Genomic DNA, 23923 nt, shown 5'->3' on the forward strand with positions numbered 1-23923 from the left:
CTAATGGGCCCGCCCCACCCCTCGGCCACGCCCGGCGCAGCACGCCGCCCTCACCCCCTGGCCGCTCCCTTCTCACCCCGCGTCGGGCACCTCCCGCTCCTCGGTCCGGTCGCCGTCCTCCTGGCGGGGCTGCGGCAGCACCGGTTGCAGGACGAGCATGCGCTCGACGAGACGCAGGAACATCGCCACGTCGCGCAGCAGGTCGTCGGCGTCACGGGCGGTGGCCGCGTCGCGTATGCCGGCCTCCGCGCGAGCGCGCTTGGTCGCCCCCGAGGCGAACAAGGCGCTCCACTCGATCAGTTCGGGTGCTATCTCGGGGAGCACTTCCCAGGCGCTCCGGATCCTGGCGCGGCGCTTGGGCGTGGCTTCGGGCCTGCCGCGGGCGGCGAGCACGGCGGCCGCGGTGCGCAGGGCGGCCAAGTGGGCTGTCGCGTACCGCTCGTTGGGCGCTTCGAGGACGGTCGCCTCGTCGAGTCCCGCGCGGGCCTGGGCGAGCAGATCGAGGGCGGCGGGCGGGGCGCTCGCCCGGCGCAGCACCGGGTGGACGTCGCTGGGTGGTCCGGTCAGTGAGGGGGCAGGGCCGGTGGCGGTGCGGCGGCGCGCGGCTGCTGCGGTGTTCCTGGCCATGACGAACCTCCTGTCGTCTGTGTGACGGCGCAGTGGCCGTATGTGCCCATCGTGGAGTACGCCACTGACAATCGGCTCTGACCTGGGCTTTTGCTTCGATCGAAGGTTCGGGCTAGCTTTTGCACTGACCAGTCAGTTCAAAGAGGGGGGCGGTCGTGGACGCGGTCGGCCGGGAGGGCGGCGCCGCCGTCACCGCCGAGGGATTCGGCGTGAAGGGCCCGCGGGGGTGGGCCTTCCGGGGCATCGAGGTGGACGCGGCCCCCGGATCGCTCGTCGCGATCGAAGGTCCGTCGGGCAGCGGCCGCACCTGTCTGCTGCTCGCTCTGACGGGACGCATGCGCGCCGGCGAGGGGACGGCCGTCGTCGGCGGATTCCGGCTGCCGAAGCAGATGAGCGCGGTGCGCCGGGTGAGCGCGCTCGCGCACGTGCCGGGGGTGACCGACCTCGATCCCGCCCTCACGGTGGCCGAGCACCTGCGGGAACGGGCGCTGCTGCAAAGGCGGTTCGACGGCTCGCTGCGCTCGCTGCTGCGGCCCCGCGGCGAGCGCACGACCGAGGCGAAGCTGCGCATCGACACCGCGCTGACGGCCGCGGGGCTCGACCGCGAGGCGCTGCCGAAGGGCGGCCGTACCGCCGTGCGCGACCTGGAGCGCGTCGAGGCTCTGCGGCTCTCGCTCGCCCTCGCGCTGATCGGCCGCCCCCTCCTGCTCGGCGTCGACGACACCGACCTCAAGCTCGCGGACGCCGAACGGGCCGCGATCTGGGACCAGTTGAAGGCCATCGCCGAGGCCGGGACCACGGTCGTGGCCGTGTGCAGCGAGGCCCCCGAAGGCGCGACGGTCCTCTCGACCGCGCCCGCGGACACCGACGACCCCGACGACACCGACAAGGAGGCGGCCGATGCGCTCGCCGAAGCTGGCCGCGCTTGAGCTCAGGCGCTTCGGCAGGGGAAAGCTGCCGCGTGCCGCGCTCGTCGCCCTTCTGCTGCTGCCGCTGCTCTACGGGGCGCTGTACCTGTGGTCGTTCTGGGACCCGTACGGGCGCCTCGACAAGATCCCCGTCGCGCTCGTCAACGACGACAAGGGCGCGAGCGCCGCCGGCAAGAAGATCAACGCGGGCGACGACATCACCGAGGGCCTGTACGACAGCGACACCTTCCAGTGGCACGAGGTCAGCGCCGCGCAGGCGGACAAGGGCGTGGAGGACGGCACGTACTACCTGTCGCTGACCATGCCCGAGGACTTCAGCAAGCGCATCGCGTCGAGTTCGGGTGACTCCCCCGAGACCGGCGCCCTTCAGGTACGCACGAACGACGCGAACAACTACATCGTCGGACAGATATCCCGCACCGTCTTCTCCGAGGTGCGCTCCGCCGCGTCCACGAACGCCTCGCGGTCCTTCCTCGACAAGATCTTCATCTCCTTCTCCGACATCCACGACGCCACCAAGAAGGCGGCCAAGGGCGCGGACGACCTCAAGGGCGGCATCGGCAAGGCCAAGAAGGGCTCGAAGGATCTGGCCGACGGCCTGAAGGACGCCAAGAAGGGCAGCGGTGACCTGGCGAGCGGCCTGAAGAAGCTCGACAAGGGATCCGGCGATCTGGAGACGGGCTCCCGACAGGTCGCCGACGGCACCCAGTTGCTCGCCGACAAGGTCAACGGCGCCGCGGACCAGGTCCTGCCGTTCCTGAAGGGCAACAAGAAGCAGATCGGTGACACCGCTCAGCTCGTCGCCGACTCCGCCAAAGGCATCCGGCACAACCTGGATGCCCTGGTGAAGCTCGCCCCCACCGCGCGCAAGGGCGCCCACGCCGGGTCCGACGTCCTGGCCGCGATCTACGAGCAACGCTGCGAGAAGGCGCTGCTCGACGACCCCGCGTGCCCGGACCTGAAGAAGGCGAAGACGGCCGCGGAGGACGTCGCCACCGTCTCCGACGACTTGGACACCCTCATCCAGGACGAGCACGGCGATCTCGACCTCATGGACGGCCATCTGGCCACCCTCCAGAAGCAGTCCGAGGCGCTGGCGAAGCGGGCCCCGACGCTCGACAAGGATGTCGAGGACGCGGTCGCCCGGATCAACAAGCTCAACAAGGGCGCGGGACAGGTCGCCGCGGGCTCCAAGAAGCTGCACACAGGTCTCGGTACGGCGAAGACCGGATCGGGTGAACTCGACTCCGGGGTCGGCAAGCTGAAGACCGGCGCGAAGGACCTCAACGGCGGCATGTTCAAGCTCGCCGACGGCTCAGGCAAGCTCGCGGGCGGCCTGCACGACGGGGTCGAGCAGATCCCCGACTACGACAAGAAGGACCGCGATCAGCGCACTGAAGTGATGGCCGATCCCGTGCAGTTGGCCTCCCAGTCGCTGCACAAGGCGCCCAACTACGGGACGGGCTTCGCCCCGTACTTCATCCCGCTGTCCTTGTGGGTGGGCGCGATGGTCGCCTACATGCTGATCCAGCCGCTCAACCGGAGGGCCCTCGCCGTGGGCGCCTCCTCGTGGCGCGTCGCGCTGGCGGGGTGGCTGCCGGTCGCCGCGCTCGGCCTCCTCCAAGTGGCCGCCCTGATGTCGGTCCTGCACTGGGCGCTCGGCCTGCAGATGCTGCACGCGGCCGGCACGGTCGGGTTCCTGTGCCTGGTCACGGCGTGCTTCGCGGCGATCGTGCAGTGGCTGAACGCCCGCTTCGGCGCGGCGGGCCGCATCCTTGTGCTGGCCTTCCTGATGCTCCAGCTGACGTCGGCGGGCGGCACGTATCCCGTGCAGACGAGCCCGGGCTTCTTCAACGCGATCCACCCGTTCCTTCCGATGAGCTACGTGGTGGAGGCCCTGCGGCGGCTCATCTCCGGCGGCGGCCTCGGTCCCGTGTGGCAGGCGTGTGCGGTCCTGGCCGCCTTCACGGCGGGCGCCCTCGCGCTCACCGCCCTGACGGCCCGGCGCAAGCAGGTGTGGACCCTGGACCGGCTGCACCCCGAGCTGAGCCTGTGAGCGCGCCCACAAGGCGGCCTGTGAGAATCGGGGGCATGGAAAGCAGCACACGGCGCCAGGCCACCCGCCAGAAGCTCTACGAGGCAGCCGTCACGCTCATCGCGGAGCAGGGTTTCTCCGCGACGACGGTCGACGAGATCGCCGAGCGCGCCGGGGTCGCGAAGGGCACGGTCTACTACAACTTCGCCAGCAAGTCGGTCCTCTTCGAGGAGCTGCTGCGGCACGGCGTCGGGCTCCTCACCGCCTCCCTTCGGGAGGCGGCGCAGAAGGCGGACGAGAAGGGCGGCAGCAAGGTCGACGCCCTGGACGCGATGATCCGCGCCGGTCTCGTGTTCATCGACGAGTACCCGGCCTTCACACAGCTCTACGTGGCGGAGCTCTGGCGCACCAACCGTGCCTGGCAGTCCACGCTCGCCGTGGTCCGCCAGGAGGCGGTGGCCGTCGTCGAGGGCGTGCTGCGCGGCGCCGTGGAGAGCGGCGAGCTGAGCGAGGAGATCGACGTGCCGCTCACGGCGGCCGCCCTGGTCGGGATGGTCCTGGTGGCCGCCCTCGACTGGCAGGCGTTCCAGCCCGAGAGGTCTTTGGACGACGTGCACGCCGCGCTGTCGCTGCTCCTTCAAGGGCGCGTGGGCGGCGGCCAGCCCCTCACCGGAAAAGCGTGACCTCCATGTGAAGCGGTGCCCTCCATGTGAAGCGCCGGTCCGGCAAGGCCTGTGGTCGTTCTCAGGCCTCACCGGACCGGCGCATCCCCCGTCGGTCACCCCCGTGCCTCGCTCCCGCCCCGAAGGCGGGAGGAGCGGCCAAGAGCACCGTGTCCGTTCCGCCGCCCCGTGTCGGCGGTACCGGAGCCGTGCCCCTGCCGTGCCCACCACTCTTCCGTCTGCGCAGGTGAGGGCCCATCCGTGCGGCTACTCATCTCCGTACCTAGGTACGGATACTCAGACGTGAGCGCTCATCCCCAGGCACGAAGAGTCGCCCACTGGTTACGATCTTGTACGTGTCCGTACTCCCTCTGGTGTTCACCAGTGGCTGGGCGAGCGGCATCAACGCGTACGCGGTGGTCCTGCTGCTCGGCATCTTCGGCGCGACCGGGCTGACCGACGACGTCCCCGAGTCGCTCCAGCGTCCGGACGTCCTGATCGCCGCGGCGGTGCTCTTCCTGTGCGAGGCCGTCGCGGACAAGATCCCGTACGTGGACTCGGTGTGGGACACGGTGCACACCGTGATCCGGCCGGTGTCCGGCGCGGTCGTCGGGGCGCTGCTCGCCGGGCAGAGCGGCTCGCTGTCCGACCTGGCGGCCGGCGCGATCGGCGGAACCACGGCGCTGGCCAGCCATGGTGTGAAGGCCGGGACCCGGATGGCGGTCAACACCTCGCCCGAGCCGGTGTCGAACATCGTGATGAGCACCGCCGAGGATCTCGGCGTCGGCAGCATCATGACGTTCGCGATGTTCTATCCGGAGGCCGCGGCGATCATCGCGGCGGTGCTGCTCGTCCTGGGGCTGCTGCTGTTGTTCTTCCTGGTCCGGCGCATCCGCCGGTTCCTGCGTCGACGGGCCCAGCGGCGCGAGGAGAAACGGCTTGCCCGGGAGGCACCGCCGCCCGTCTGACCTGGCGGCGGCGTTGTCAGTGGCGCCGGATAAAGTCCCTGGCATGGCACGAATTGCGGTGATCGGCGCGGGGATGGGCGCCATGGCGGCCGCCGCTCGGCTGGCCGTCGCGGGCCACCGACCGGTGGTCCTCGAGCGCGGGTCGACGTACGGCGGGGCGGTCGGCAGGATCGAGCGCGACGACTTCGCGTTCGACACGGGCCCGGGCCTGCTCCACCTGCCCGCCGTCTACCGCGATCTGTTCGTCAAGACCGGCAAGGAGCCCCTGGAGGACCTCGTCGGTCTGACCCAGGTCGAGCCGTCCGTGCGGCACGTGTTCGCGGACGGCACCGTGACGGACCTGCCGAACGCACGCCGTGCGGGGGTGGCCGAGGCGCTGGACGCGGCGGTCGGCGCCGGTGCGGGCGCCCGCTGGTCGGAGTTCATGAACCGGGCCCGTGAGGCCTGGGACCGCTCCCGGCGCCCCCTGCTCGAAGAGCCCCTGTGGCCCAACTGGCAGGTACTCGCCGAGCGCGAGCCCTACCCCGCCGTGGTCCGGCGGCGCCTGCTGCGCAAGGACCGCGCGGCGACGACGCTCGCCGGGATCGCCGCCCTGGAGCTGGGCGGCGACCCGCGCCTGGTGGCCCTTCTGGAGCAGTACGCGCTGGCGTACGGCCTCGATCCCCGTACCGCCCCCGCGAGCGCGGCCGTGCTGCCGTACATGGAGCAGACCTTCGGGACGTGGGCCGTCACCGGCGGTCTGCGGGCGCTCGCGGATGCCGTGTACGCGCGCTGCCTGAAGCGGAAGGTCGAGTTCAGATTCGGGGCCGACGTCAGCCGGATCGTGGAGAAGGACGGGCGCGCGGCGGGCGTCGAGCTGGCCGACGGCTCGGTGGAGGACGCCGAGTTCGTGGTGGCGGGCGTCGCGCCGAGCGTTCTGGACCGGCTGCTGGCCGGGCGTTCCGTGCGGGGTGAGGTGCCGGCGCAGTCCGAGTCGGCGCTGCCCGGCCGGATGACGCTGCATCTGGCGCTGCGCGGGGCGCGGGCCGAGGGGACGCCGCACCGGACGGTGGTGCACGGGCCGGACCGCGAGGCCGAGTTGGCGTGGCTGTTCGACGGCGGCCCCCGGCCCGTGAGACCGACGGTCACGGTGCTGCGTCCCGGGGACGCGGCGCAGGTGCCGGATGCCGCGCACGAGGCGGTGACGGTCACGGTGACCGTGCCGCCGCACGCCCGCGTGGCCGAGGCCGAGGTGGAGAGCGTCCTGACGGCGGCCGAGCGAGCCGTCCCCGGGCTGCGCGACCGGCTGCTCTGGCACGAGGTCCGTACCCCGCAGGACATCGCCGAGGCGACCGGCGCGGCCGGTGGAGCCGTGCCCGCGCCCGCCCTCGCCGCGGCTCAGGGGCGCCTGCTGCACCCGGCGAACAGCACGGGGATGCCGGGCCTGTTCACGGTCGGCGGCTGGTCGCATCCGGGCGGCGGGCTGCCGCACGCGGGCATGTCGGGGGCGCTGGTGGCGGGCCTGATCGTGGAGGGACCGGAGTTCCGCGGCTCCCAGTGAGCCGCGGAAGAGCGGGTCAGTACCCGTGTCCGTCTCCGTGTCGCGGTGTCAGTACCGGTACTGCTGCTCGTTGTAGCCGGTCTCGTACCCGGTGTTCGGGTCGTGCTGCGGATACGCCGGGTACGGCTGCTCCGGCGGGAGTTCACCGCCGTAGCCCTGCTGCTGCTCGTCGCCGCTGCGCTGCTGCGGCACCCAGACGCCACCGGGCGGGGTGTCCGAGCCGTAGCCGGCGGCCGTCGCGTACGGGTCGCCGTACTGCTGCTCCCCCGTCGCGTACGGATCGCCGTACTGGGGCTGCGCGGGGTAGGTCTGCGCGCCGATGTACGGGTCGGAGTAGGGCGCCGCGTACGGCTGCTGCGTGGCGTCGTAGCCGTAGTTCTGCTGGTCGTAGCCGAAGGACCCGGTGCCGTAGCCGTAGTCCTGCGCGCCGTGCCCCTGGGCGGCCTGGGCGTACGCCGTGTCGCTGTAGACGCCGTACTGGCCGGTGTCGTCGGGCATCGGCTCGGTGGTCGCGTACACCGTGGTGCTCTCGGCCGGGGACTCCGGAACCGGCGCGTAGTCGTGCGCGCTCTGCTCGTACTCCAGGTCGGAGACCTCGAGCGTCGGCTCCTGGTGGACGGGTTCCCTCTTGCGGCGCTTGCTCGAACGGCCCTCGGCCGGGGCCTCGCCGTCCTGCTCCGGGCCGTGCTTGAGCGCCCAGCCCGCGGCGAAGCCGCGGCGGAACGACAGCGTGACGTACGTCTGGCCGATCGCGAAGGCGATGGCGCCGAGCCCGATGACGTACACCGACGGCATCAGGACACCGAGGACGACTCCGAGGAAGCCGACGAAGGCGAGCAGCCGCCAGCGCAGCCGTGCCTTGTACTGCAGCAGCACCTCACCGAGGAGCCAGAGCGCCACCAGTCCGAACGCGATGTAGAGGACCGCCCAGCCCATGTACGCCCCTCTCGTACGGCCGTATCCCGAGGTGGGTACGGCCCATCAGGCCCGCTGGTCGTGCAGGCCCAGGTTTTCGTAGATTTCCAACGCCGCAGTGGAGTTGTTGAGCGTAATGAAGTGCAGACCCGGGACACCCTCGTCAAGCAGCTTCGCGCAGAACTCCGTCGCGAACTCGATGCCAATGGAGCGTACAGCGGCTGGATCGTCTTTGGCTGTGAGGATCCGCTCTTTCAGTGCCGGGGGGAAGTCCGCGTTGCTGAGCTTGGGCAGGCGTTCGAGCATGCGCACACTCGTCACCGGCATGCATTCCGGGATGATCGGGGTGTCGCAGCCCGCGGCGGCGACCTTGTCGCGCAGGCGCAGGTACTCCTCCGGGTGGAAGAACATCTGCGTGATCGCGTAGTCGGCGCCCGCCCGGCACTTGTCGACGAAGTGCCGCACGTCGGTGGCCCAGTCCGCGGAGCGCGGATGCATCGCGGGGAACGCGGCGACGCCGACGCAGAAGTCGCCCGACTCCTTGATCAACTCGACGAGTTCGGCCGCGTACGTGAGGCCCTCGGGGTGCGAGATCCAGTCGCCCATCGGGTCGCCCGGCGGGTCGCCGCGCACCGCGAGCATGTTCCGGATCCCGGCGTCGGCGTACTGGCCGATGATGTTGCGCAGTTCGGCGACGGAGTGCTCGACGGCGGTGATGTGGGCCACCGGCGTCAGCGTCGTGTCCACGACGATCTGCTGCGTCTCCTTGACGGTGCCCGCGCGCGTGGAGCCGCCCGCCCCGTACGTGACGGAGACGAAGTCGGGAGCCACGGCCTCCACCCGGCGCAGCGCGTTCCACAGGTTGCGCTCGCCCTTCGGGGTCTTCGGCGCGGAGAACTCGAACGAGTACGTCGTCTTGCCGGACGCGAGCATGTCGCGCACGGTGCGGGCGCGATCAGTCCTGGTGGAAGCGGTACCTAGGGCCATACGGGCAGGTTACTGACGGAATCCGGTTGCCCCTAATCCCCGTCCACCTTGCGGACAGCCGAGCGAAACCGGGGCTTCCGACGTGTCACGCGGTGCGCAGGCGCTTCGCGAACTCGGCCGCGGCGGCGCCCGGATCGTCGGCCTCGGTGATGGCCCGTACGACGACGACGCGACGGGCGCCGGCCTCCAGGACCTCGTCGAGGTTGCCCAGGTCGATGCCGCCGATGGCGAACCAGGGGCGGTCGGTGCCGAGGCCTGCCGTGTACCGCACCAGGTCGAGACCGGGTGCGTACCGGCCGGGCTTGGTGGGGGTCGGCCAGCAGGGTCCGGTGCAGAAGTAGTCCACGCCCTCCTGGACGGCGGCCGCGGCGGCCTCCGCGTCGGCGTGCGTGGAGCGGCCTATCAGGACGTCGTCGCCGAGGATCGCGCGCGCTGCGGGCACGGGCAGGTCGCCCTGGCCCAGGTGCAGCACGTCGGCGGCGGTGGCGTGGGCGACGTCCGCCCGGTCGTTCACCGCGAAGAGCTTGCCGTGGCGGCGGGCCGCGTCGGCGAACACGGCGAGGTGCTCGAGCTCCTCGCCGGCCTCCATGCCCTTGTCGCGCAGCTGCACGATGTCCACGCCGCTCGCGAGGACGGCGTCGAGGAACTCCGGCAGGTCGCCCTGGCGCTTGCGTGCGTCCGTGCAGAGGTAGAGCCGGGCGTCGGCGAGCCGGGCGCGCTGGGTGTCCGCCATGGAAGTCCCCCCGTAAGTGGTGCGGTGTCGGTGGCGTGCGCACCCCAGGACATGGGGCGCGCACGCCGGACGGTTGTCAGGTCAGACGGCGAGCGCCTGGGCGCGGCGCTTCACCTCCGTGCCGCGATTCTCGCTCAGGGCCTGCGCGGGCGTGCCCGGCAGGGTCGGGTCGGGGGTGAAGAGCCACTCCAGCATCTCTTCGTCGCTGAAGCCGTCGTCCCTCAGGACCGTCAGGAGGCCCACGAGCCCCTTGACGATCTTGTCGCCGTCGATGAAGGCGGCGGGCACGGCCAGTGCCCTGTTCTCCCCGCGGCGTACGGCGATCAGCTGGCCTTCCTTCACCAGCTGTCGCACACGCGTCACCTCGATGTCGAGCATCTCGGCGATGTCGGGGAGGTTCAGCCACTCGGGGACGAGAGCATCGATCTTTGCGTCAATCTCGGTCACAGGACAAGCGTGCCATCCCGGACTGACAGTCGGAAAGCCGGACCCGTCTGACCAGGTATTTTCCCCGCGCAACCGGGGCTGCTCAGGCCACCGCGGACTTCAGCGGGCGGGCCGGGTCGGCCAGCAGCTCCGGGTCGAGGACGGTGCGGGCCTCGATGAGTTTGCGGCCCTGGGCCAGGTCACGCGGCTTGCCGACGGCCAGGACGGCGACCAGGGCGCCGCCGCGCAGCCAGCACACCGACCACGCGGCGCCCGCCGGATCGCCGCGCCACACCGTGGTGTCCGCGGCGCCGTGGTGGCCCGCGTACTGGACGAAGCGGCCGAACTGCTCGGACCAGAAGTAGGGCACCGGGTCGTAGACCGCGGGTGTCTCTCCGATGATGTTGGCCGCGACCGTGCGCGGCCCTTGCAGCGCGTTGTCCCAGTGGTGGACGAGCAGGCGTTCCTCGTAGCGGGCCGAGGGGAACGACGAGCAGTCGCCCACCGCGTACACGTCGGGCACGGAGGTGCGCAGCCGCTGGTCGGCCACCACTTCGCGGTGGTCGCCCAGTTCGATGCCGGAGCCGGCCAGCCAGCGGGTGGCGGGGCGGGCGCCGATGCCGACGACGACGGCTCCGGCCGGCAGTCGCGTCCCGTCGTCCAGGACCACCTCGCCGCTCTCGACGCGCTCCACGCGCGCGCGGGTGCGCAGTTGGGCCCCGGCGTCCGCGTACCAGCGCGCCATGGGGGCGGCGATCTCCGCGGGCAGCGCCCCGGCCAGCGGTCGCTCGGCCGCCTCCACGACGGTGACGCGGCAGCCGGCCTCGCGGGCGGCGGTGGCGAACTCCGCGCCGATCCAGCCGGCCCCCACGACCACGACGTCGTGCTGCTCGGCGAGGACGGGCCGCAGCCGCTCGGCGTCGTCCAGGGTGCGCAGCAGGTGCACTCCCGGGACGGTCTCCGCGCCGGGCAGGCGGATCGGTTCGGCGCCGGTCGCGACGACCAGGACGTCGTACGGGACCGGGCCCTCGGCGGTGTCCAGCTCGTGGTCGCCGGGGCGCAGGCCGGTCACCTCGCGGCCCAGGTCGAGGGTGACGCCGAGCGCCTCGAAGTCGACGTCGAAGGCCGAGCCCTCGGCCTTGCCGAGCAGCACGGCCTTGGACAACGGCGGCCGGTCGTAGGGCTGGTGGGGTTCCGCGCCGATCAGCGTGACGGCACCGGCGAAGCCCTGTTCGCGCAGCGCCACCGCCGTCTGCACGCCGGCCATCCCCGCGCCGACGATGACCACGCGCCGCTGCCCTGTAGGTGTCCCGTTCCGCTGCTCGCTCACGGGATCACCTTAGGCATCTGATCTTCCGTCGGTCAGCGGCGCGGGCCACTCCCGTCCAGTGACGTCCTGCACACGTGTCACCGGTTTAGCGATCTAGGGCCTGTCCGGAGTTCCCCCGTGGGAGAAGGAGCGGGCGTGCCGGGCGTCGCGACGCCGCGGGGGAACTCCAGACAGGCCCTAGGACGATCAGGCCGGTGCGGCGATCTCCTCGACCACACTGGTGCCGCTGCCCTCCTGCGACTCCCACTCCCATGTCTCGTCGAGCCGCACGCGGCCGTCCGGCAGTTCGGAGACGGTCGAGACGCAGTGTCCCGAAGAGGTGGATCCGTCCGTCTTCAGCTGTACGTAGCGGAAGTCGAGCCGGTCACCGGAACGCGTGCCCACGAGGTGGCCCTGTACGACGTCGCCGCCTTCATAAGCGGCCCATACGCGGCCGTCCCTCTCCTGGTAGGCGAAGCGGGTGCGCGTACCGACCTGACCGGGGGCCTGGTCGGCCACGGGGGCGAGGAGGAGACCGTCGAGCGAACGGGCCACAGATGAGGCTCCCTTACTGGGCGTCGTACCGAAGGACTAGGGTGGCCAACGTAAAGCACTCGCGGGAGCCCGTACGCAGCGGGCTGAGAGGGAGGCTGGAGCGGCCTCCGACCGTACGAACCTGATCCGGGTCATGCCGGCGAAGGGAGGGGCTGACGCCCATGTCGCGTACGCCACCCACCGTGTCGAGCGCCTCCGACGTCCTGGTCGTCGGAGGCGGAATCATCGGTCTGGTCACCGCATGGAGGGCCGCGCAGCGCGGTCTGTCCGTGGCGGTCGTGGACCCCGAACCGGGCGGCGGGGCCGCCCAGGTGGCGGCCGGGATGCTGGCCGCCGTCACCGAACTCCACTACGGCGAGCAGACGTTGCTCGCCCTGAACCTCGCGTCCGCGCACCGCTATCCGGACTTCGCGGCCGAACTGGCCGAGGCGAGCGGACAGGACCTCGGCTACCGCGCGTGCGGCACGCTGGCCGTCGCGCTCGACGCGGACGACCGGGCGCATCTGCGCGAACTGCACGCCCTGCAAAGGAAGTCGGGCCTGGAGTCCGAGTGGCTCTCGGGCCGCGACTGCCGCCGCCTCGAGCCGATGCTCGCGCCGGGCGTGCGCGGGGGCCTGCGGGTCGACGGTGACCACCAGATCGACCCGAGAAGGCTCGCGAGCGCCCTCGTGACGGCCTGCGAGCGCGCCGGGGTGGTCCTCCACCGATCCTCGGCCGAGCGGCTCTCCGTCGTACGGGACCGGGCGTGCGGCCTCGTCCTCGCCGACGGCACCCAGCTCGCGGCGGAACAGGTCGTCCTGGCCGCGGGCAGCCGCAGCGGACAGCTCGCCGGTGTCCCGGACGAGGTGCTGCCGCCGGTGCGGCCCGTCAAGGGCCAGGTCCTGCGCCTCACGGTGCCGCGCAGGCACGCGCCGTTCCTCAGCCGCACGATCCGGGCCGTCGTCCGCGGCAGCCACGTCTACCTGGTCCCGCGCACCAACGGCGAACTGGTCGTCGGCGCCACCAGCGAAGAGCTCGGCTGGGACACGACCGTCACGGCCGGCGGGGTCTACGAGTTGCTGCGCGACGCCCACGAACTCGTCCCCGGCATCACCGAACTGCCGCTGACCGAGACCCGCGCGGGCCTGCGCCCCGGCTCGCCCGACAACGCCCCGCTGCTCGGCCCGACCACCCTGCCCGGCCTCCTGCTGGCCACCGGCCACTACCGCAACGGCGTGCTCCTGACCCCGGTCACGGGCGACGCGATGGCGCACGTCCTGGCCACCGGTGAACTGCCCGACGAGGCCCGCCCGTTCACCCCGAAACGCTTCTGCGCCGCGGGTCTTCAGTCCCTGGAGCAGTCCGCATGAACGTATCCCTCAACGGTGAGCCGCGCACCGTCACCGCCGGGGCCACCCTCGACGTGCTCGTGGCCACGCTCACCTCCGCGCACTCCGGTGTCGCCGCGGCCCTCAACGAGACGGTCGTCCCGCGCACCCAGTGGCCCGTGACCGCGCTCTCCGAAGGAGACCGCGTCGAAGTCCTCACCGCCGTACAAGGAGGCTGACTCATCCATGGCTGACGACGCTTTCGTCCTCGGCGGCACCTCGTACTCCTCGCGCCTGATCATGGGCACGGGAGGCGCGCCGAGCCTCGACGTCCTGGAGCGCTCCCTGGTGGCCTCCGGGACCGAACTCACCACCGTGGCGATGCGCCGCGTGAACGCGAACGTCCACGGCTCGGTCCTGTCCGTGCTGGAGAAACTCGACATTCAGGTGCTGCCCAACACGGCGGGCTGCTTCACCGCGGGGGAGGCGGTCCTCACGGCCCGCCTCGCGCGCGAGGCGCTCGGCACCGACCTCATCAAGCTGGAGGTCATCGCCGACGAGCGCACCCTGCTGCCCGACCCCGTCGAGCTGCTCGACGCCGCGGAGACCCTGGTCGACGACGGCTTCACGGTGCTCCCGTACACGAACGACGACCCGGTCATCGCGCGGAAGCTGGAGGACGTGGGCTGCGCCGCGATCATGCCGCTCGGCTCCCCCATCGGCTCCGGGCTCGGCATCCGCAACCCGCACAACTTCGAGCTGATCGTCGACCACGCGCGCGTGCCGGTGATCCTGGACGCCGGCGCGGGCACCGCCTCCGATGTGGCGCTCGCCATGGAACTGGGGTGCGCCGGTGTGATGCTCGCCTCGGCGGTGACCCGCGCGCAGGAGCCGGTCCTCATGGCGGAGGGCATGCGGCACGCGGTGGAGGCAGGCCGCCTGGCGTACCGCGCGGGCCGCATCCCCAAGCGCCGCTTCGCCCAGGCGTCGTCGCCCTCCGAGGGGCAGGCGCACCTCGACCCGGAGCGCCCGGCCTTCTGACGGTCGAACGGCCGGTCACAGCTCTGCTGCAGTACGGGTCCGGTCCTGCCGCACGGGACCGGCCTGTCAGTCACTCCTCGTACACTCGCCTGCGTGGACACGACCCTTCAGGACCCGTTGCTCGGGCACGTGCTCGACGGCCGGTACCGCATCGACGCACGCATCGCGGTCGGTGGGATGGCCACGGTCTACCGGGCCGTGGACACCCGCCTCGACCGCGTGCTCGCGCTCAAGGTGATGCACCCCTCGCTGGCCGCCGACGCCTCGTTCGTCGACCGCTTCATCCGCGAGGCGAAGTCGGTCGCCCGTCTCTCGCACCCCAATGTGGTCGGTGTCTACGACCAGGGCGCCGACGGCGCGTACGTCTACCTGGCGATGGAGTACATCGCCGGCTGCACGCTCCGTGACGTCCTGCGCGAGCGCGGGGCGCTCCAGCCGCGCGCGGCGCTCGACATCCTGGCGCCGGTCCTCGCCGCGCTCGGGGCCGCGCACCGCGCGGGTTTCGTGCACCGCGACATGAAGCCGGAGAACGTCCTGATAGGGGACGACGGCCGCGTGAAGGTGGCGGACTTCGGTTTGGTCCGCGCCGTGGACACGGTCACCAACACCACCGGTGCCGTGCTCGGCACGGTCTCCTACCTGGCGCCCGAGCAGATCGAGGACGGCACGGCCACGGCGAGCGTCGACGTGTACGCGTGCGGTGTGGTCCTCTACGAGATGCTCACCGGCGCCAAGCCGCACTCGGGCGACACTCCCGCGCAGGTCCTCTACAAGCACCTGAACGAGGACGTCCCGCCCCCCTCCGCGCTGGTCCCCGGCCTCCCGTACGAGCTCGACGAGCTGGTCGCGTCGGCCACGGCCCGCACCCCCGAGGTCCGCCCGCCCGACGCGGTCGCGCTCCTCGGCCACCTCAGGGACGCCCGGGCGACGCTCACCGACGCCCAGCTGGACGCGGTGCCGCCGCAGGCGCGCGAGGTGGAGCACGCGGGCGCGGACGACCGGACCAGCGTGATTCCGCGCGCCGTGCGCACGAACGGCGTGCAGCTCCCCCTGCCCACCGCGGACGGGGGCACCGACGACGGCTTCCAGCGCACGAGCCGCCTGGAGACCCCTCCGCCCCCTCCCCCGGCACCCGCGCCCCGCCGGACCGGGAACCCGCGGCGCGGCATGTTCGCGATCATCGCCGCGATCCTGCTCGTCGTCGGCGTCGGCGCTGGCGTCTGGTACATCAACTCGGGCCAGTTCACGAAGGTCCCGCACCTGCTCACCAAGACCGAGGCGCAGGCCAAGGCGCGGCTGAGCGAGGCGGGCCTCCAGGCCGGCTCGTCGAAGTACGCGTTCAGCGACGCCTACAAGCGCGGCACGGTGATGGCCACCGACCCCGCCGCGGGCGCCCGGATCCGGGACGACGGCACGGTGACGCTGACGGTCTCCAAGGGCCCCGACACCGTGAAGGTCCCCGACCTCAAGGGCACCCCGCTCGCCACGGCGAAGAGCGACCTGAAGAACCGCGGTCTCGAACCCGGCATGGTCACCCGTGCGTTCAGCGAGGAGATCGCGAAGGGCTCCGTGATCAGCACGGACCCGGATGCCGGCACCGTCCGGCGCTCGGGTTCCGCGGTCGCCCTCGTCGTCTCCAAGGGCGCGCCGGTCGACGTGCCGGACGTCACGGGCGAGTCCGAGCAGGACGCGATCGCCGACCTGGAGGACGCGGGCCTCAAGGCGGAGATCTCCACCGAGCGCGTCCATTCCGACGAGGACAAGGGTGACGTCGCCGCGCAGTCGCCCGTGGAGGGCAAGCAGCTCGCCGAGGGCGACACCGTGACGCTGACGATCTCCAAGGGTCCCGAGATGATCGAGGTCCCGGACGTCACGGGCCTGAGCGTCGACGACGCCCACACCAAGCTGGAGGGCGCCGGCTTCGAGGTCGAGGACGACCGGGGCCTGCTCGGCCTCTTCGGCGACACGGTCAAGAGCCAGTCGGTCGAGGGCGGCGACGAGGCGCCCAAGGGCTCGACGATCACCATCACGATCCGCTGAGCGACCGGGCCCCGGCCATCGGGGCCCGGCGCGCGTGACACCCTGGCCCGGTGAACAGCAGCACCCGCACCCTCGCCTCGCCCAGCACCGTTTCCCGCAACCCGGTCGGCGGGCACGTCCCCGTCGCCGGCGGGCTCGCCTCCGTAGGACTGTCCTACGCCGAAGAGCTGAAGGCCGAGGCCGTCCAGGTCTTCGTCGCCAATCCGCGCGGCTGGGCCACTCCCGCGGGAAACCCGCGGCAGGACGAGGAGTTCCGCGAGCGCTGCGCCGCCGGGAACATCCCGGCGTACGTACATGCCCCGTACCTGATCAACTTCGGTTCGCACACCGAGGCCACGGTCGAGAAGTCCGTCGAGTCGATGCGGCACTCGCTGCGCCGCGCCCGCGCCATAGGCGCCCTGGGTGTCGTCGTGCACACCGGGTCCGCGACCGGCGGCCGTGAGCGTGCGGTGGCGCTCGCGCAGGTCCGTACGCACATGCTGCCGTTGCTCGACGAGCTGACGCACGACGACGACCCGTTCCTGCTCCTGGAGTCGACCGCGGGGCAGGGCGCGTCGCTGTGCTCGCGCACCTGGGACTTCGGCCCGTACTTCGACGCCCTCGACCACCACCCCAAGCTGGGCGTCTGCCTGGACACCTGCCACATCTTCGCGGCGGGCCACGACCTCACCGGCCCGGCCGGCATGAACCAGACCCTCGACCTCCTGGTGGAGACGGTCGGCGAGGGCCGCCTCAAGCTGATCCACGCCAACGACTCCAAGGACGTCGTCGGCGCCCACAAGGACCGGCACGAGAACATCGGCTCGGGCCACATCGGCGCCGATCCGTTCCGCGCGCTCATGGCCCACCCGGCGACCGAGAACGTCCCCCTGGTCATCGAGACGCCGGGCGGCAAGGAGGGGCACGCGGCGGACGTGGCCCGCCTCAAGGAGCTGCGCCCGTAAAGATCCCCGCACCGTCCGACCGAAGATCCTCAACCTGTTGAGGAATACCCCTGGGGGGTATACGGTTCTTGTCGAGCGACAGGAACCGCTACTGACGTTGGGGGAACCATGCAGCACGAGACGCACACCAGCCACGAGCACGAGAACCACGACGGCCACCAGGACCACCACAGCCACCAGGACCACGCAGGCCACCAGCACCACGCGGGTCACCACACCGCCGGCAAGGTCTCGTGGTCCATGGCCGCCCAGGCCACGCTGCACTGCCTCACCGGCTGCGCCATCGGCGAGATCCTCGGCATGGTGATCGGCACCGCCCTCGGCTGGGGCAACATGCCGACGATGATCCTGGCGATCGTGCTCGCGTTCGTCTTCGGCTACTCGCTCACGCTGCGCGGCGTCCTGAAGGCGGGCGTCGACTTCAGGACGGCGTTCCGCGTCGCCCTCGCGGCGGACACGCTGTCGATCGCGGTGATGGAGCTGATCGACAACGGCGTCATCGCGCTCTGGCCGAACGCCATGGACGCGCACCTCGACGACCTGTTGTTCTGGGGCGCCCTTGCCGCGTCGCTCGCGATCGCCTTCGTCGTCACGACGCCCGTCAACCGCTGGATGATCGGGCGCGGAAAGGGCCACGCGGTGGTCCACCAGTACCACCACTGAGCGCACGGGCGCCCACGTCAGGAACTAGAGCTCGGGGCCTTCCCCGGGCTCTTCCTGGTAGGAGTAGCGCTGCTCACGCCACGGATCCCCCACGTTGTGGTAGCCGCGCTCCTCCCAGAAGCCCCGCCGGTCCGCGGTCATGTACTCGACGCCGCGGACCCACTTGGGGCCCTTCCAGGCATACAGGTGCGGCACGACGAGGCGCAGCGGGAAGCCGTGTTCGGCGGTGAGCAGCTCGCCGTCCTTGTGGGTCGCGAAGATGGTCCGGTCGGCGGCGAAGTCGGCCAGCCGCAGGTTCGACGAGAACCCGTACTCGGCCCAGACCATCACATGCGTGACCTCGGGGTCGGGGGGCGCGAGTTCCAGGATCGTCGCGGCGCGGACGCCGCCCCATTCGGCACCGAGCATGCTGAACTTCGTGACGCAGTGCAGGTCGCCGACCACGCTCGTGTACGGCAGCGCGGAGAACTCCTCGTGGCTCCAGCAGTGCTTCTCGCCGTCGGCGGTGGATCCGAAGACCCTGAACTCCCAGCGCTCGGGGCGGAACTTGGGCACCGGGCCGTAGTGCGTGACCGGCCAGCCGCGCTGAAGACGCTGCCCCGGCGGAAGCTCCGGCTGCACTGCTCCCCCAGACTCGCGACCCACCGGATGACCCATGCCTCCATCCTGACAGACCCCGGGCAGTGGACGTGACCACGCGGGCGCCGACGGGCCGTCATCGATCATCGATTCGGGCAACTCCTACTAAGCGTGCACTTACTGGACGCGTTTGGGTGCCGGTGCGAGGATGCGCCGAAACCTGCCCAGTCACCCGCTTGGAAGGAGCCTCTGCGATGCAGGGCGACCCCGAGGTCATCGAGTTTCTCAACGAGCAGCTGACCGCCGAACTGACGGCGATCAACCAGTACTTCCTGCACGCGAAGATGCAGGAGAACTTCGGCTGGACCAAGCTCGCGAAGTACACGCGGTCCGAGTCGATCGACGAGATGAAGCACGCGGAGGTGCTGACCGACCGGATCCTCTTCCTCGATGGCCTGCCGAACTACCAGCGCCTGTTCCACGTCCGGGTCGGCCAGACGGTCACCGAGATGTTCCAGGCGGACCGGCAGGTGGAGGTCGAGGCGATCGACCGTCTCAAGCGGGGCATCGAGGTGATGCGCGGCAAGGGTGACATCACGTCCGCAAACATCTTTGAGTCGATCCTCGAGGACGAGGAGCACCACATCGACTACCTGGACACGCAGCTGGAGCTGGTCGAGAAGCTCGGCGAGGCGCTCTACATCGCGCAGCTCATCGAGCAGCCGGAGAGCTAGATCGCGTGAGCTAGGCCGCCTCGGGGAGTTCCGCCTGCGACTCCAGGGCCGCCGCTGCCCCACCCTGCTCGATCAGTTCCCGGCGGGGGCACGCGCCCCGGCCGAGCAGCGCCTGGATCCGGCGTACGCACGAACCGCAGTCGGTGCCGGCCTTGCAGGCCGAAGCTATCTGGCGAGGGGTGCTGGCGCCGCTCTCCGCGTGCTGCTTGACCTGCGCCTCGGTGACACCGAAGCAGTTGCAGACGTACACGCGGTTCACCTCCCGATCGGGGACTGATTGACGGCGCCGCCCCGATTGATCGGTGAGGCTAACCTAACCTTACCCGCCGGGTCGGGAGCACAAAAGTGCCGTGGGGCGCGGATCCCTGTGATCCGCGCCCCACGGCGTTACCTACAGCGAACACTCAGAAGAGCGGTGTCACTGGTCGCGGTACATCTCCGCCACCAGGAACGCCAGGTCGAGCGACTGGCTGCGGTTCAGGCGCGGGTCGCAGGCCGTCTCGTAGCGCTGGTGGAGGTCGTCGACGAAGATCTCGTCGCCGCCGCCCACGCACTCGGTGACGTCGTCACCGGTGAGCTCCACGTGGATGCCGCCCGGGTGCGTGCCGAGCGCCTTGTGGACCTCGAAGAAGCCCTTGACCTCGTCCAGGACGTCGTCGAAGCGACGCGTCTTGTGGCCGGAGGCCGCCTCGTAGGTGTTGCCGTGCATCGGGTCGGTGATCCAGGCGACGGTCGCACCCGACGCCGTGACCTTCTCGACCAGCTCGGGCAGCTTGTCGCGGACCTTGTCGGCGCCCATGCGCACGATGAAGGTCAGACGGCCCGGCTCGCGGTCGGGGTCGAGGCGCTCGATGTACTGCAGCGCCTCCTCGGCCGTCGTCGTCGGGCCGAGCTTGATGCCGATCGGGTTGCGGATCTGCGAGGCGAACTCGATGTGCGCGCCGTCGAGCTGACGGGTGCGCTCACCGATCCACACCATGTGGCCCGAGACGTCGTACAGGTTGCCCGTACGCGAGTCGACGCGGGTCAGCGCCGACTCGTAGTCGAGGAGCAGCGCCTCGTGGGAGGCGTAGAACTCGACCGTCTGGAACTCGGCCGGGTCGGTGCCGCAGGCGCGCATGAAGTTCAGCGCGTTGTCGATCTCGCGCGCCAGCTGCTCGTAACGCTGGCCCGAGGGGGACGACTTCACGAAGTCCTGGTTCCAGGCGTGCACCTGGCGCAGGTCGGCGTAGCCGCCGGTGGTGAAGGCGCGCACCAGGTTGAGCGTCGAGGCGGACGCGTGGTACATCCGCTTCAGTCGCTCGGGGTCCGGGATCCGGGCGGCCTCGGTGAAGTCGAAGCCGTTGACGGAGTCGCCGCGGTAGGTCGGCAGGGTGACGCCGTCGCGGGTCTCGGTCGGCTTGGAGCGCGGCTTGGAGTACTGCCCGGCGATCCGGCCGACCTTCACGACCGGCACCGAGGCGGCGTACGTGAGGACGGCGCCCATCTGGAGCAGCGTCTTCAGCTTGTTGCGGATGTGGTCGGCGGACACGGCGTCGAAGGCCTCGGCGCAGTCGCCGCCCTGGAGCAGGAACGCCTCTCCCTTGGCGACGGCCGCCAGTCGGGCGCGCAGCTGATCGCACTCGCCCGCGAAGACGAGCGGCGGATACGACTCGAGGTCCGCGATCACATCGCGCAGAGCCTCGGCATCGGGGTACTCGGGCTGCTGCGCCGCGGGCAGGTCTCGCCAGGTGTTGCCAGCGCTCGCGCTGGTCTTAGCGTTCACGGTCACCTGCCCAACATTACGGGGTCGTGTCGGGCGTCCATTCCCCCGCTCATCTTTTGAGACGGATGAGAGTCGCCGGCCACACATGAGCCCTGCTTCGGGTACGGTGACGCTCATGTTCGCGCAGCTTCTGAACCGCACCTGGTGGTGGACCGCACATCCGGCGGCCCACTGACTGCGCGTTCCACGAACTCGCGAAGGCCGCCCGAGGGGCGGCCTTCAGTGTTTTCAGGACACACCGGCTGTTCCTCCCGAACGACTGCTCCGCACGTCACTGGAAGGAACCCGATGATCGACACCCTGCTCTCCGACGACCGCCCCTTCGCCCTCCTGCGCCGCCGCACACCGGGCCGCGACCACGACACCGTGGAACTCCTGATCGGCTCAGTCGGCACGTACGAACGGCTGGCGGACATCCCCGAAGGGCTCGCCCTCGTCCCGTTCCGGCAGATCCGCGAGCGCGGCTTCGACGTCCGCGACGACGGCACCCCGCTCACGGTCCTCACCCCCGAGGAGTCGTACGAGATCCCGCTCGCCGAAGCGCTCGACCGGCTTCCGCGACACGACGTCCAGGTCCGTGACGGCGGTTTCGACGTCGACGACGACACGTACGCGGAGATCGTCGGACGGGTGCTGCGGGACGAGATCGGGCAGGGCGAGGGCGCGAACTTCGTGATCCGCAGGACGTACGAGGGTGAGATCGCGGGGTTCTCCCGGGCGGACGCGCTCGCGCTGTTCCGGCGGCTGCTCGACGGTGAGCGGGGCGCGTACTGGACGTTCGTCGTGCACACGGGAGACCGCACGCTGGTGGGGGCCAGCCCCGAGGTGCACGTGCGGATGTCCGGCGGCACCGTCGTCATGAACCCCATCAGCGGCACGTACCGCTACCCGGCCGCCGGGCCGACCCCCGACGATCTGCTGCGCTTCCTCGCCGACGGCAAGGAGATCGAGGAGCTGTCGATGGTCGTCGACGAGGAGCTCAAGATGATGTGCACCGTCGGCGACATGGGCGGCGTCGTCGTCGGCCCGCGCCTGAAGGAGATGGCGCACCTCGCGCACACCGAGTACGAGCTGCGCGGCAGGTCGACGCTCGACGTGCGCGACGTGCTCAAGGAGACGATGTTCGCGGCGACCGTCACCGGCTCGCCCGTGCAGAACGCCTGCCGGGTCATCGAGCGGCACGAGGTCGGCGGGCGCGGCTACTACGCGGGCGCGCTCGCGCTCGTCGGCCGGGACTCCGGCGGGGCCCAGACCCTCGACTCCCCCATCCTGATCCGCACCGCCGACATCGACGCGGACGGGCACCTGCGGGTGCCGGTGGGCGCCACCCTCGTACGGGGATCGGACCCGGCCGGCGAGGTCGCGGAGACCCACGCGAAGGCGGCCGGGGTCCTCGCCGCACTCGGCGTCCGCCCGTCACGCCCGCGCGAGGAGAGCGCCCGGCCCGCGCTCGCCGACGACCCGCGGGTGCGCGCGGCTCTCGACGGACGCCGCTCGGCGCTCGCGCCGTTCTGGCTGCGGATGCAGGACCCCGACCGGCACCGTGAGGCACTGACCGGGCACGCGCTCGTGATCGACGCCGAGGACACCTTCACCGCGATGCTGGCGCACGTGCTGCGCTCGTCGGGGCTCGACGTGACGGTCCGGCGCTACGACGAGGAAGGGCTGCGGGAGGCGGTGCTCGCGCACGAGGGTCCGCTCGTGCTCGGCCCCGGACCGGGCAACCCGTCCGACCTCACCGACCCCAAGATGCGTTTCCTGCGCTCCCTGACCAGCGACGTGATCCGCTCGCACCGGCACGGGGTGCTCGGCGTCTGCCTCGGGCACGAGCTGATCGCGGCCGAGCTGGGCCTGGAGATCGTACGGAAGGAGGTTCCGTATCAGGGCGCGCAGGTCGACGTCGATCTGTTCGGGCGGACCGAGACCGTCGGGTTCTACAACAGCTTCGTGGCGCGCTGCGACGACGAGGCGGCCGTGGAGCTGGCCGCGCACGGCGTCGAGGTCAGCAAGGACGCGGCCAGCGGCGAGGTGCACGCGGTCCGCGGACCCGGCTTCGCGGGGGTGCAGTTCCACCCGGAGTCGGTGCTGTCGCTGCGCGGCGCCGGCGTCGTACGGGAGCTCGTCGCTCAGCTGGCGGCGGCCGGGACCAGCACGTTCTCGGAGCGGCGGCCGGCCTGATAGTCCAGGACGTTCTGCACCGTGGTCTCGATGATCTGTCCGACGGCGTCCACGGTGTAGTACGCCTGGTGCGAGGTGACCAGGACGTTCGGGAAGGTGACGAGGCGGGCGAGGGTGTCGTCCTCGACGATGTCCAGGGACTTGTCGAGGAAGAACAGGCCCGCCTCGGCCTCGTACACGTCGAGGCCGACGCCCGTGAAGCGGCCCTCGCGCAACTCGGCGACGAGGGCCTTGGTGTCGATGAGGCCGCCGCGGCTGGAATTGATGAGGATCGCGTCGTCCTTCATCATGCGCAGCGCGGCGGCGTCGACGATGTGCTCGGTGGCGGGCAGCAGCGGGACGTGCAGGCTGATCAGGTCGGCCTCGGCGAAGAGCCGCTCCTTCTCGACGTACTTCATGCCGAGGGCGGTGAGCTCCGGGTTCTCGGCGACGTCCCAGCCGAGCAGGTTCATGCCGAAGCCGTGCGCGATCCGGGTGAAGGCCTCGCCGATCTTGCCGGTGCCGAGCACGCCGACGGTGCGGCCGCGCATGTCCCGGCCCATCAGGCCGTCGAGGCGGAAGTCGAAGTCGCGGGTGCGGGTGCTGGCGCGGACGATGCGGCGGTTGACGGCCATCGCGAGGGTCCAGGCGAACTCGGCCACCGAGTACGGCGAGTAGTACGAGACCCGGGCCACGGTCAGGCCCAGGCGCTCGGCGACGTCCAGATCGATGTTGTTGAAGCCGGTGGAGCGCTGGGCGATCATCTGCGTGCCGCCGGCCGCGAGGGTCTGGAGCACGCGGTTGTCGAGGTGGGCGTTGACGCTGGTGGAGATGATCTCGTAGCCGGCCGCGATGGGTGCGGTGTCCTCGTTGAGGAACACGTCCAGGCACCGCACCTCGTGATGACCCGCGAAGGCCTTCTCGATGAGGGGCTTCTCGTCGGATTGCACGCCGAAAGCGAGGATCTCCATGGCGCGAGTCTAGGCCGATCACGCCTTACCGGCAGA

The 23923-nt window shown here is 71.0% G+C and carries 25 protein-coding genes and 1 riboswitch; of the genes, 14 read left to right on the plus strand and 11 right to left on the minus strand.

Annotation, left to right across the window (positions count from 1 at the left end):
• Positions 1-72: 72 nt before the first annotated feature.
• Positions 73-627, minus strand: coding sequence for an SAV_6107 family HEPN domain-containing protein (locus AB0L37_RS13955; RefSeq protein ID WP_365504075.1), 555 nt, complete (start codon positions 625-627; stop codon positions 73-75).
• A 155-nt stretch (positions 628-782) separates the two neighbouring features.
• Here AB0L37_RS13955 and AB0L37_RS13960 point away from each other — a divergent pair, with 155 nt between their 5' ends.
• The 5 genes from AB0L37_RS13960 (at position 783) to AB0L37_RS13980 (ending at position 6761) form a co-directional block, all read left to right on the plus strand.
• Complete coding sequence (locus AB0L37_RS13960) at positions 783-1556, plus strand: ATP-binding cassette domain-containing protein (RefSeq protein WP_365504077.1); 774 nt, start codon at positions 783-785, stop codon at positions 1554-1556.
• Positions 1528-3612 carry a YhgE/Pip domain-containing protein gene (locus tag AB0L37_RS13965; protein WP_365504080.1) on the plus strand — a complete coding sequence of 695 codons (2085 nt, stop codon included), beginning with the start codon at positions 1528-1530 and terminating at the stop codon, positions 3610-3612. Before AB0L37_RS13960 ends, AB0L37_RS13965 begins: the two co-directional genes overlap by 29 nt.
• Before the next feature lie 35 nt (positions 3613-3647).
• Positions 3648-4274: a TetR/AcrR family transcriptional regulator gene (locus AB0L37_RS13970; protein ID WP_365504082.1), complete on the plus strand. Its 627-nt coding sequence runs from the start codon at positions 3648-3650 to the stop codon at positions 4272-4274.
• A 335-nt stretch (positions 4275-4609) separates the two neighbouring features.
• Positions 4610-5221: a DUF4126 domain-containing protein gene (locus AB0L37_RS13975; RefSeq protein WP_365504084.1), complete on the plus strand. Its 612-nt coding sequence runs from the start codon at positions 4610-4612 to the stop codon at positions 5219-5221.
• Positions 5222-5264: 43 nt separating this feature from the next.
• Positions 5265-6761, plus strand: coding sequence for an NAD(P)/FAD-dependent oxidoreductase (locus AB0L37_RS13980; RefSeq protein ID WP_365504086.1), 1497 nt, complete (start codon positions 5265-5267; stop codon positions 6759-6761).
• Positions 6762-6809: 48 nt separating this feature from the next.
• On the opposite strand, the gene AB0L37_RS13985 is transcribed toward AB0L37_RS13980, so the two are convergent.
• The 6 genes from AB0L37_RS13985 to AB0L37_RS14010 all read right to left on the minus strand — a co-directional run bounded on the left by AB0L37_RS13985 (position 6810) and on the right by AB0L37_RS14010 (position 11686).
• Positions 6810-7697, minus strand: coding sequence for a hypothetical protein (locus AB0L37_RS13985; RefSeq protein WP_365504088.1), 888 nt, complete (start codon positions 7695-7697; stop codon positions 6810-6812).
• 45 nt (positions 7698-7742) lie between these two features.
• On the minus strand, positions 7743-8663 hold the full coding sequence (gene metF, locus AB0L37_RS13990) for a methylenetetrahydrofolate reductase [NAD(P)H] (RefSeq protein WP_365504090.1): 921 nt from the start codon (positions 8661-8663) through the stop codon (positions 7743-7745).
• A gap of 85 nt (positions 8664-8748) precedes the next feature.
• Positions 8749-9396 carry a thiamine phosphate synthase gene (gene thiE / locus AB0L37_RS13995; protein WP_365504092.1) on the minus strand — a complete coding sequence of 216 codons (648 nt, stop codon included), beginning with the start codon at positions 9394-9396 and terminating at the stop codon, positions 8749-8751.
• Between the two features lie 81 nt (positions 9397-9477).
• A complete protein-coding gene (locus AB0L37_RS14000) occupies positions 9478-9843 on the minus strand; it encodes an Rv2175c family DNA-binding protein (protein WP_365504094.1) in 366 nt (121 codons plus the stop codon).
• An 82-nt stretch (positions 9844-9925) separates the two neighbouring features.
• A complete protein-coding gene (locus tag AB0L37_RS14005; RefSeq protein ID WP_365504096.1) occupies positions 9926-11152 on the minus strand; it encodes an FAD-dependent oxidoreductase in 1227 nt (408 codons plus the stop codon).
• 186 nt (positions 11153-11338) lie between these two features.
• Positions 11339-11686, minus strand: a complete 348-nt coding sequence (locus AB0L37_RS14010; RefSeq protein WP_365504098.1) for a hypothetical protein — start codon at positions 11684-11686, stop codon at positions 11339-11341.
• 51 nt (positions 11687-11737) lie between these two features.
• Positions 11738-11851: riboswitch (TPP riboswitch) on the plus strand.
• On the opposite strand from AB0L37_RS14010, the gene thiO reads away from it, so the two are divergent.
• The 6 genes from thiO to AB0L37_RS14040 all read left to right on the plus strand — a co-directional run bounded on the left by thiO (position 11848) and on the right by AB0L37_RS14040 (position 17681).
• Positions 11848-13035: a glycine oxidase ThiO gene (gene thiO / locus AB0L37_RS14015; protein WP_365504100.1), complete on the plus strand. Its 1188-nt coding sequence runs from the start codon at positions 11848-11850 to the stop codon at positions 13033-13035. Its footprint overlaps the riboswitch before it by 4 nt.
• Positions 13032-13232, plus strand: coding sequence for a sulfur carrier protein ThiS (gene thiS, locus AB0L37_RS14020; protein ID WP_365504102.1), 201 nt, complete (start codon positions 13032-13034; stop codon positions 13230-13232). The genes thiO and thiS overlap by 4 nt, the downstream gene beginning before the upstream one ends.
• Positions 13233-13239: 7 nt before the next feature.
• Positions 13240-14034, plus strand: coding sequence for a thiazole synthase (locus AB0L37_RS14025; RefSeq protein ID WP_365504104.1), 795 nt, complete (start codon positions 13240-13242; stop codon positions 14032-14034).
• 93 nt (positions 14035-14127) lie between these two features.
• On the plus strand, positions 14128-16074 hold the full coding sequence (gene pknB, locus AB0L37_RS14030; RefSeq protein WP_365504106.1) for a Stk1 family PASTA domain-containing Ser/Thr kinase: 1947 nt from the start codon (positions 14128-14130) through the stop codon (positions 16072-16074).
• A gap of 50 nt (positions 16075-16124) precedes the next feature.
• Positions 16125-17018, plus strand: a complete 894-nt coding sequence (locus tag AB0L37_RS14035) for a deoxyribonuclease IV (RefSeq protein WP_365504108.1) — start codon at positions 16125-16127, stop codon at positions 17016-17018.
• A 108-nt stretch (positions 17019-17126) separates the two neighbouring features.
• On the plus strand, positions 17127-17681 hold the full coding sequence (locus tag AB0L37_RS14040; protein WP_365504110.1) for a DUF4396 domain-containing protein: 555 nt from the start codon (positions 17127-17129) through the stop codon (positions 17679-17681).
• Between the two features lie 24 nt (positions 17682-17705).
• Here the strand turns inward: AB0L37_RS14040 and AB0L37_RS14045 are convergent, their stop codons facing one another.
• Complete coding sequence (locus AB0L37_RS14045) at positions 17706-18338, minus strand: sulfite oxidase-like oxidoreductase (RefSeq protein ID WP_365504112.1); 633 nt, start codon at positions 18336-18338, stop codon at positions 17706-17708.
• Positions 18339-18514: 176 nt separating this feature from the next.
• Between AB0L37_RS14045 and bfr the strand changes: the two genes are divergently transcribed.
• A complete protein-coding gene (gene bfr / locus AB0L37_RS14050; protein WP_361176008.1) occupies positions 18515-18994 on the plus strand; it encodes a bacterioferritin in 480 nt (159 codons plus the stop codon).
• A 10-nt stretch (positions 18995-19004) separates the two neighbouring features.
• Here bfr and AB0L37_RS14055 read toward each other — a convergent pair whose 3' ends face one another.
• Entirely contained in the window at positions 19005-19253 is a 249-nt protein-coding gene (locus AB0L37_RS14055; RefSeq protein ID WP_365504115.1) for a (2Fe-2S)-binding protein, read from the minus strand.
• 159 nt (positions 19254-19412) lie between these two features.
• A complete protein-coding gene (locus tag AB0L37_RS14060; protein ID WP_365504116.1) occupies positions 19413-20765 on the minus strand; it encodes a class II 3-deoxy-7-phosphoheptulonate synthase in 1353 nt (450 codons plus the stop codon).
• Between the two features lie 109 nt (positions 20766-20874).
• Here AB0L37_RS14060 and AB0L37_RS14065 point away from each other — a divergent pair, with 109 nt between their 5' ends.
• Both AB0L37_RS14065 and AB0L37_RS14070 read left to right on the plus strand, forming a co-directional pair.
• On the plus strand, positions 20875-20934 hold the full coding sequence (locus tag AB0L37_RS14065; protein WP_365504251.1) for a trp operon leader peptide: 60 nt from the start codon (positions 20875-20877) through the stop codon (positions 20932-20934).
• A gap of 113 nt (positions 20935-21047) precedes the next feature.
• A complete protein-coding gene (locus tag AB0L37_RS14070; protein ID WP_365504118.1) occupies positions 21048-22937 on the plus strand; it encodes an anthranilate synthase family protein in 1890 nt (629 codons plus the stop codon).
• Here AB0L37_RS14070 and AB0L37_RS14075 read toward each other — a convergent pair.
• Positions 22886-23887, minus strand: a complete 1002-nt coding sequence (locus tag AB0L37_RS14075; RefSeq protein ID WP_365504120.1) for a 2-hydroxyacid dehydrogenase — start codon at positions 23885-23887, stop codon at positions 22886-22888. The two genes, AB0L37_RS14070 and AB0L37_RS14075, sit on opposite strands and share 52 nt — an antisense overlap.
• Positions 23888-23923 lie beyond the last annotated feature (36 nt).

The sequence above is a fragment of the Streptomyces sp. NPDC052225 genome (assembly GCF_040679615.1).
GTDB lineage: Bacteria > Actinomycetota > Actinomycetes > Streptomycetales > Streptomycetaceae > Streptomyces.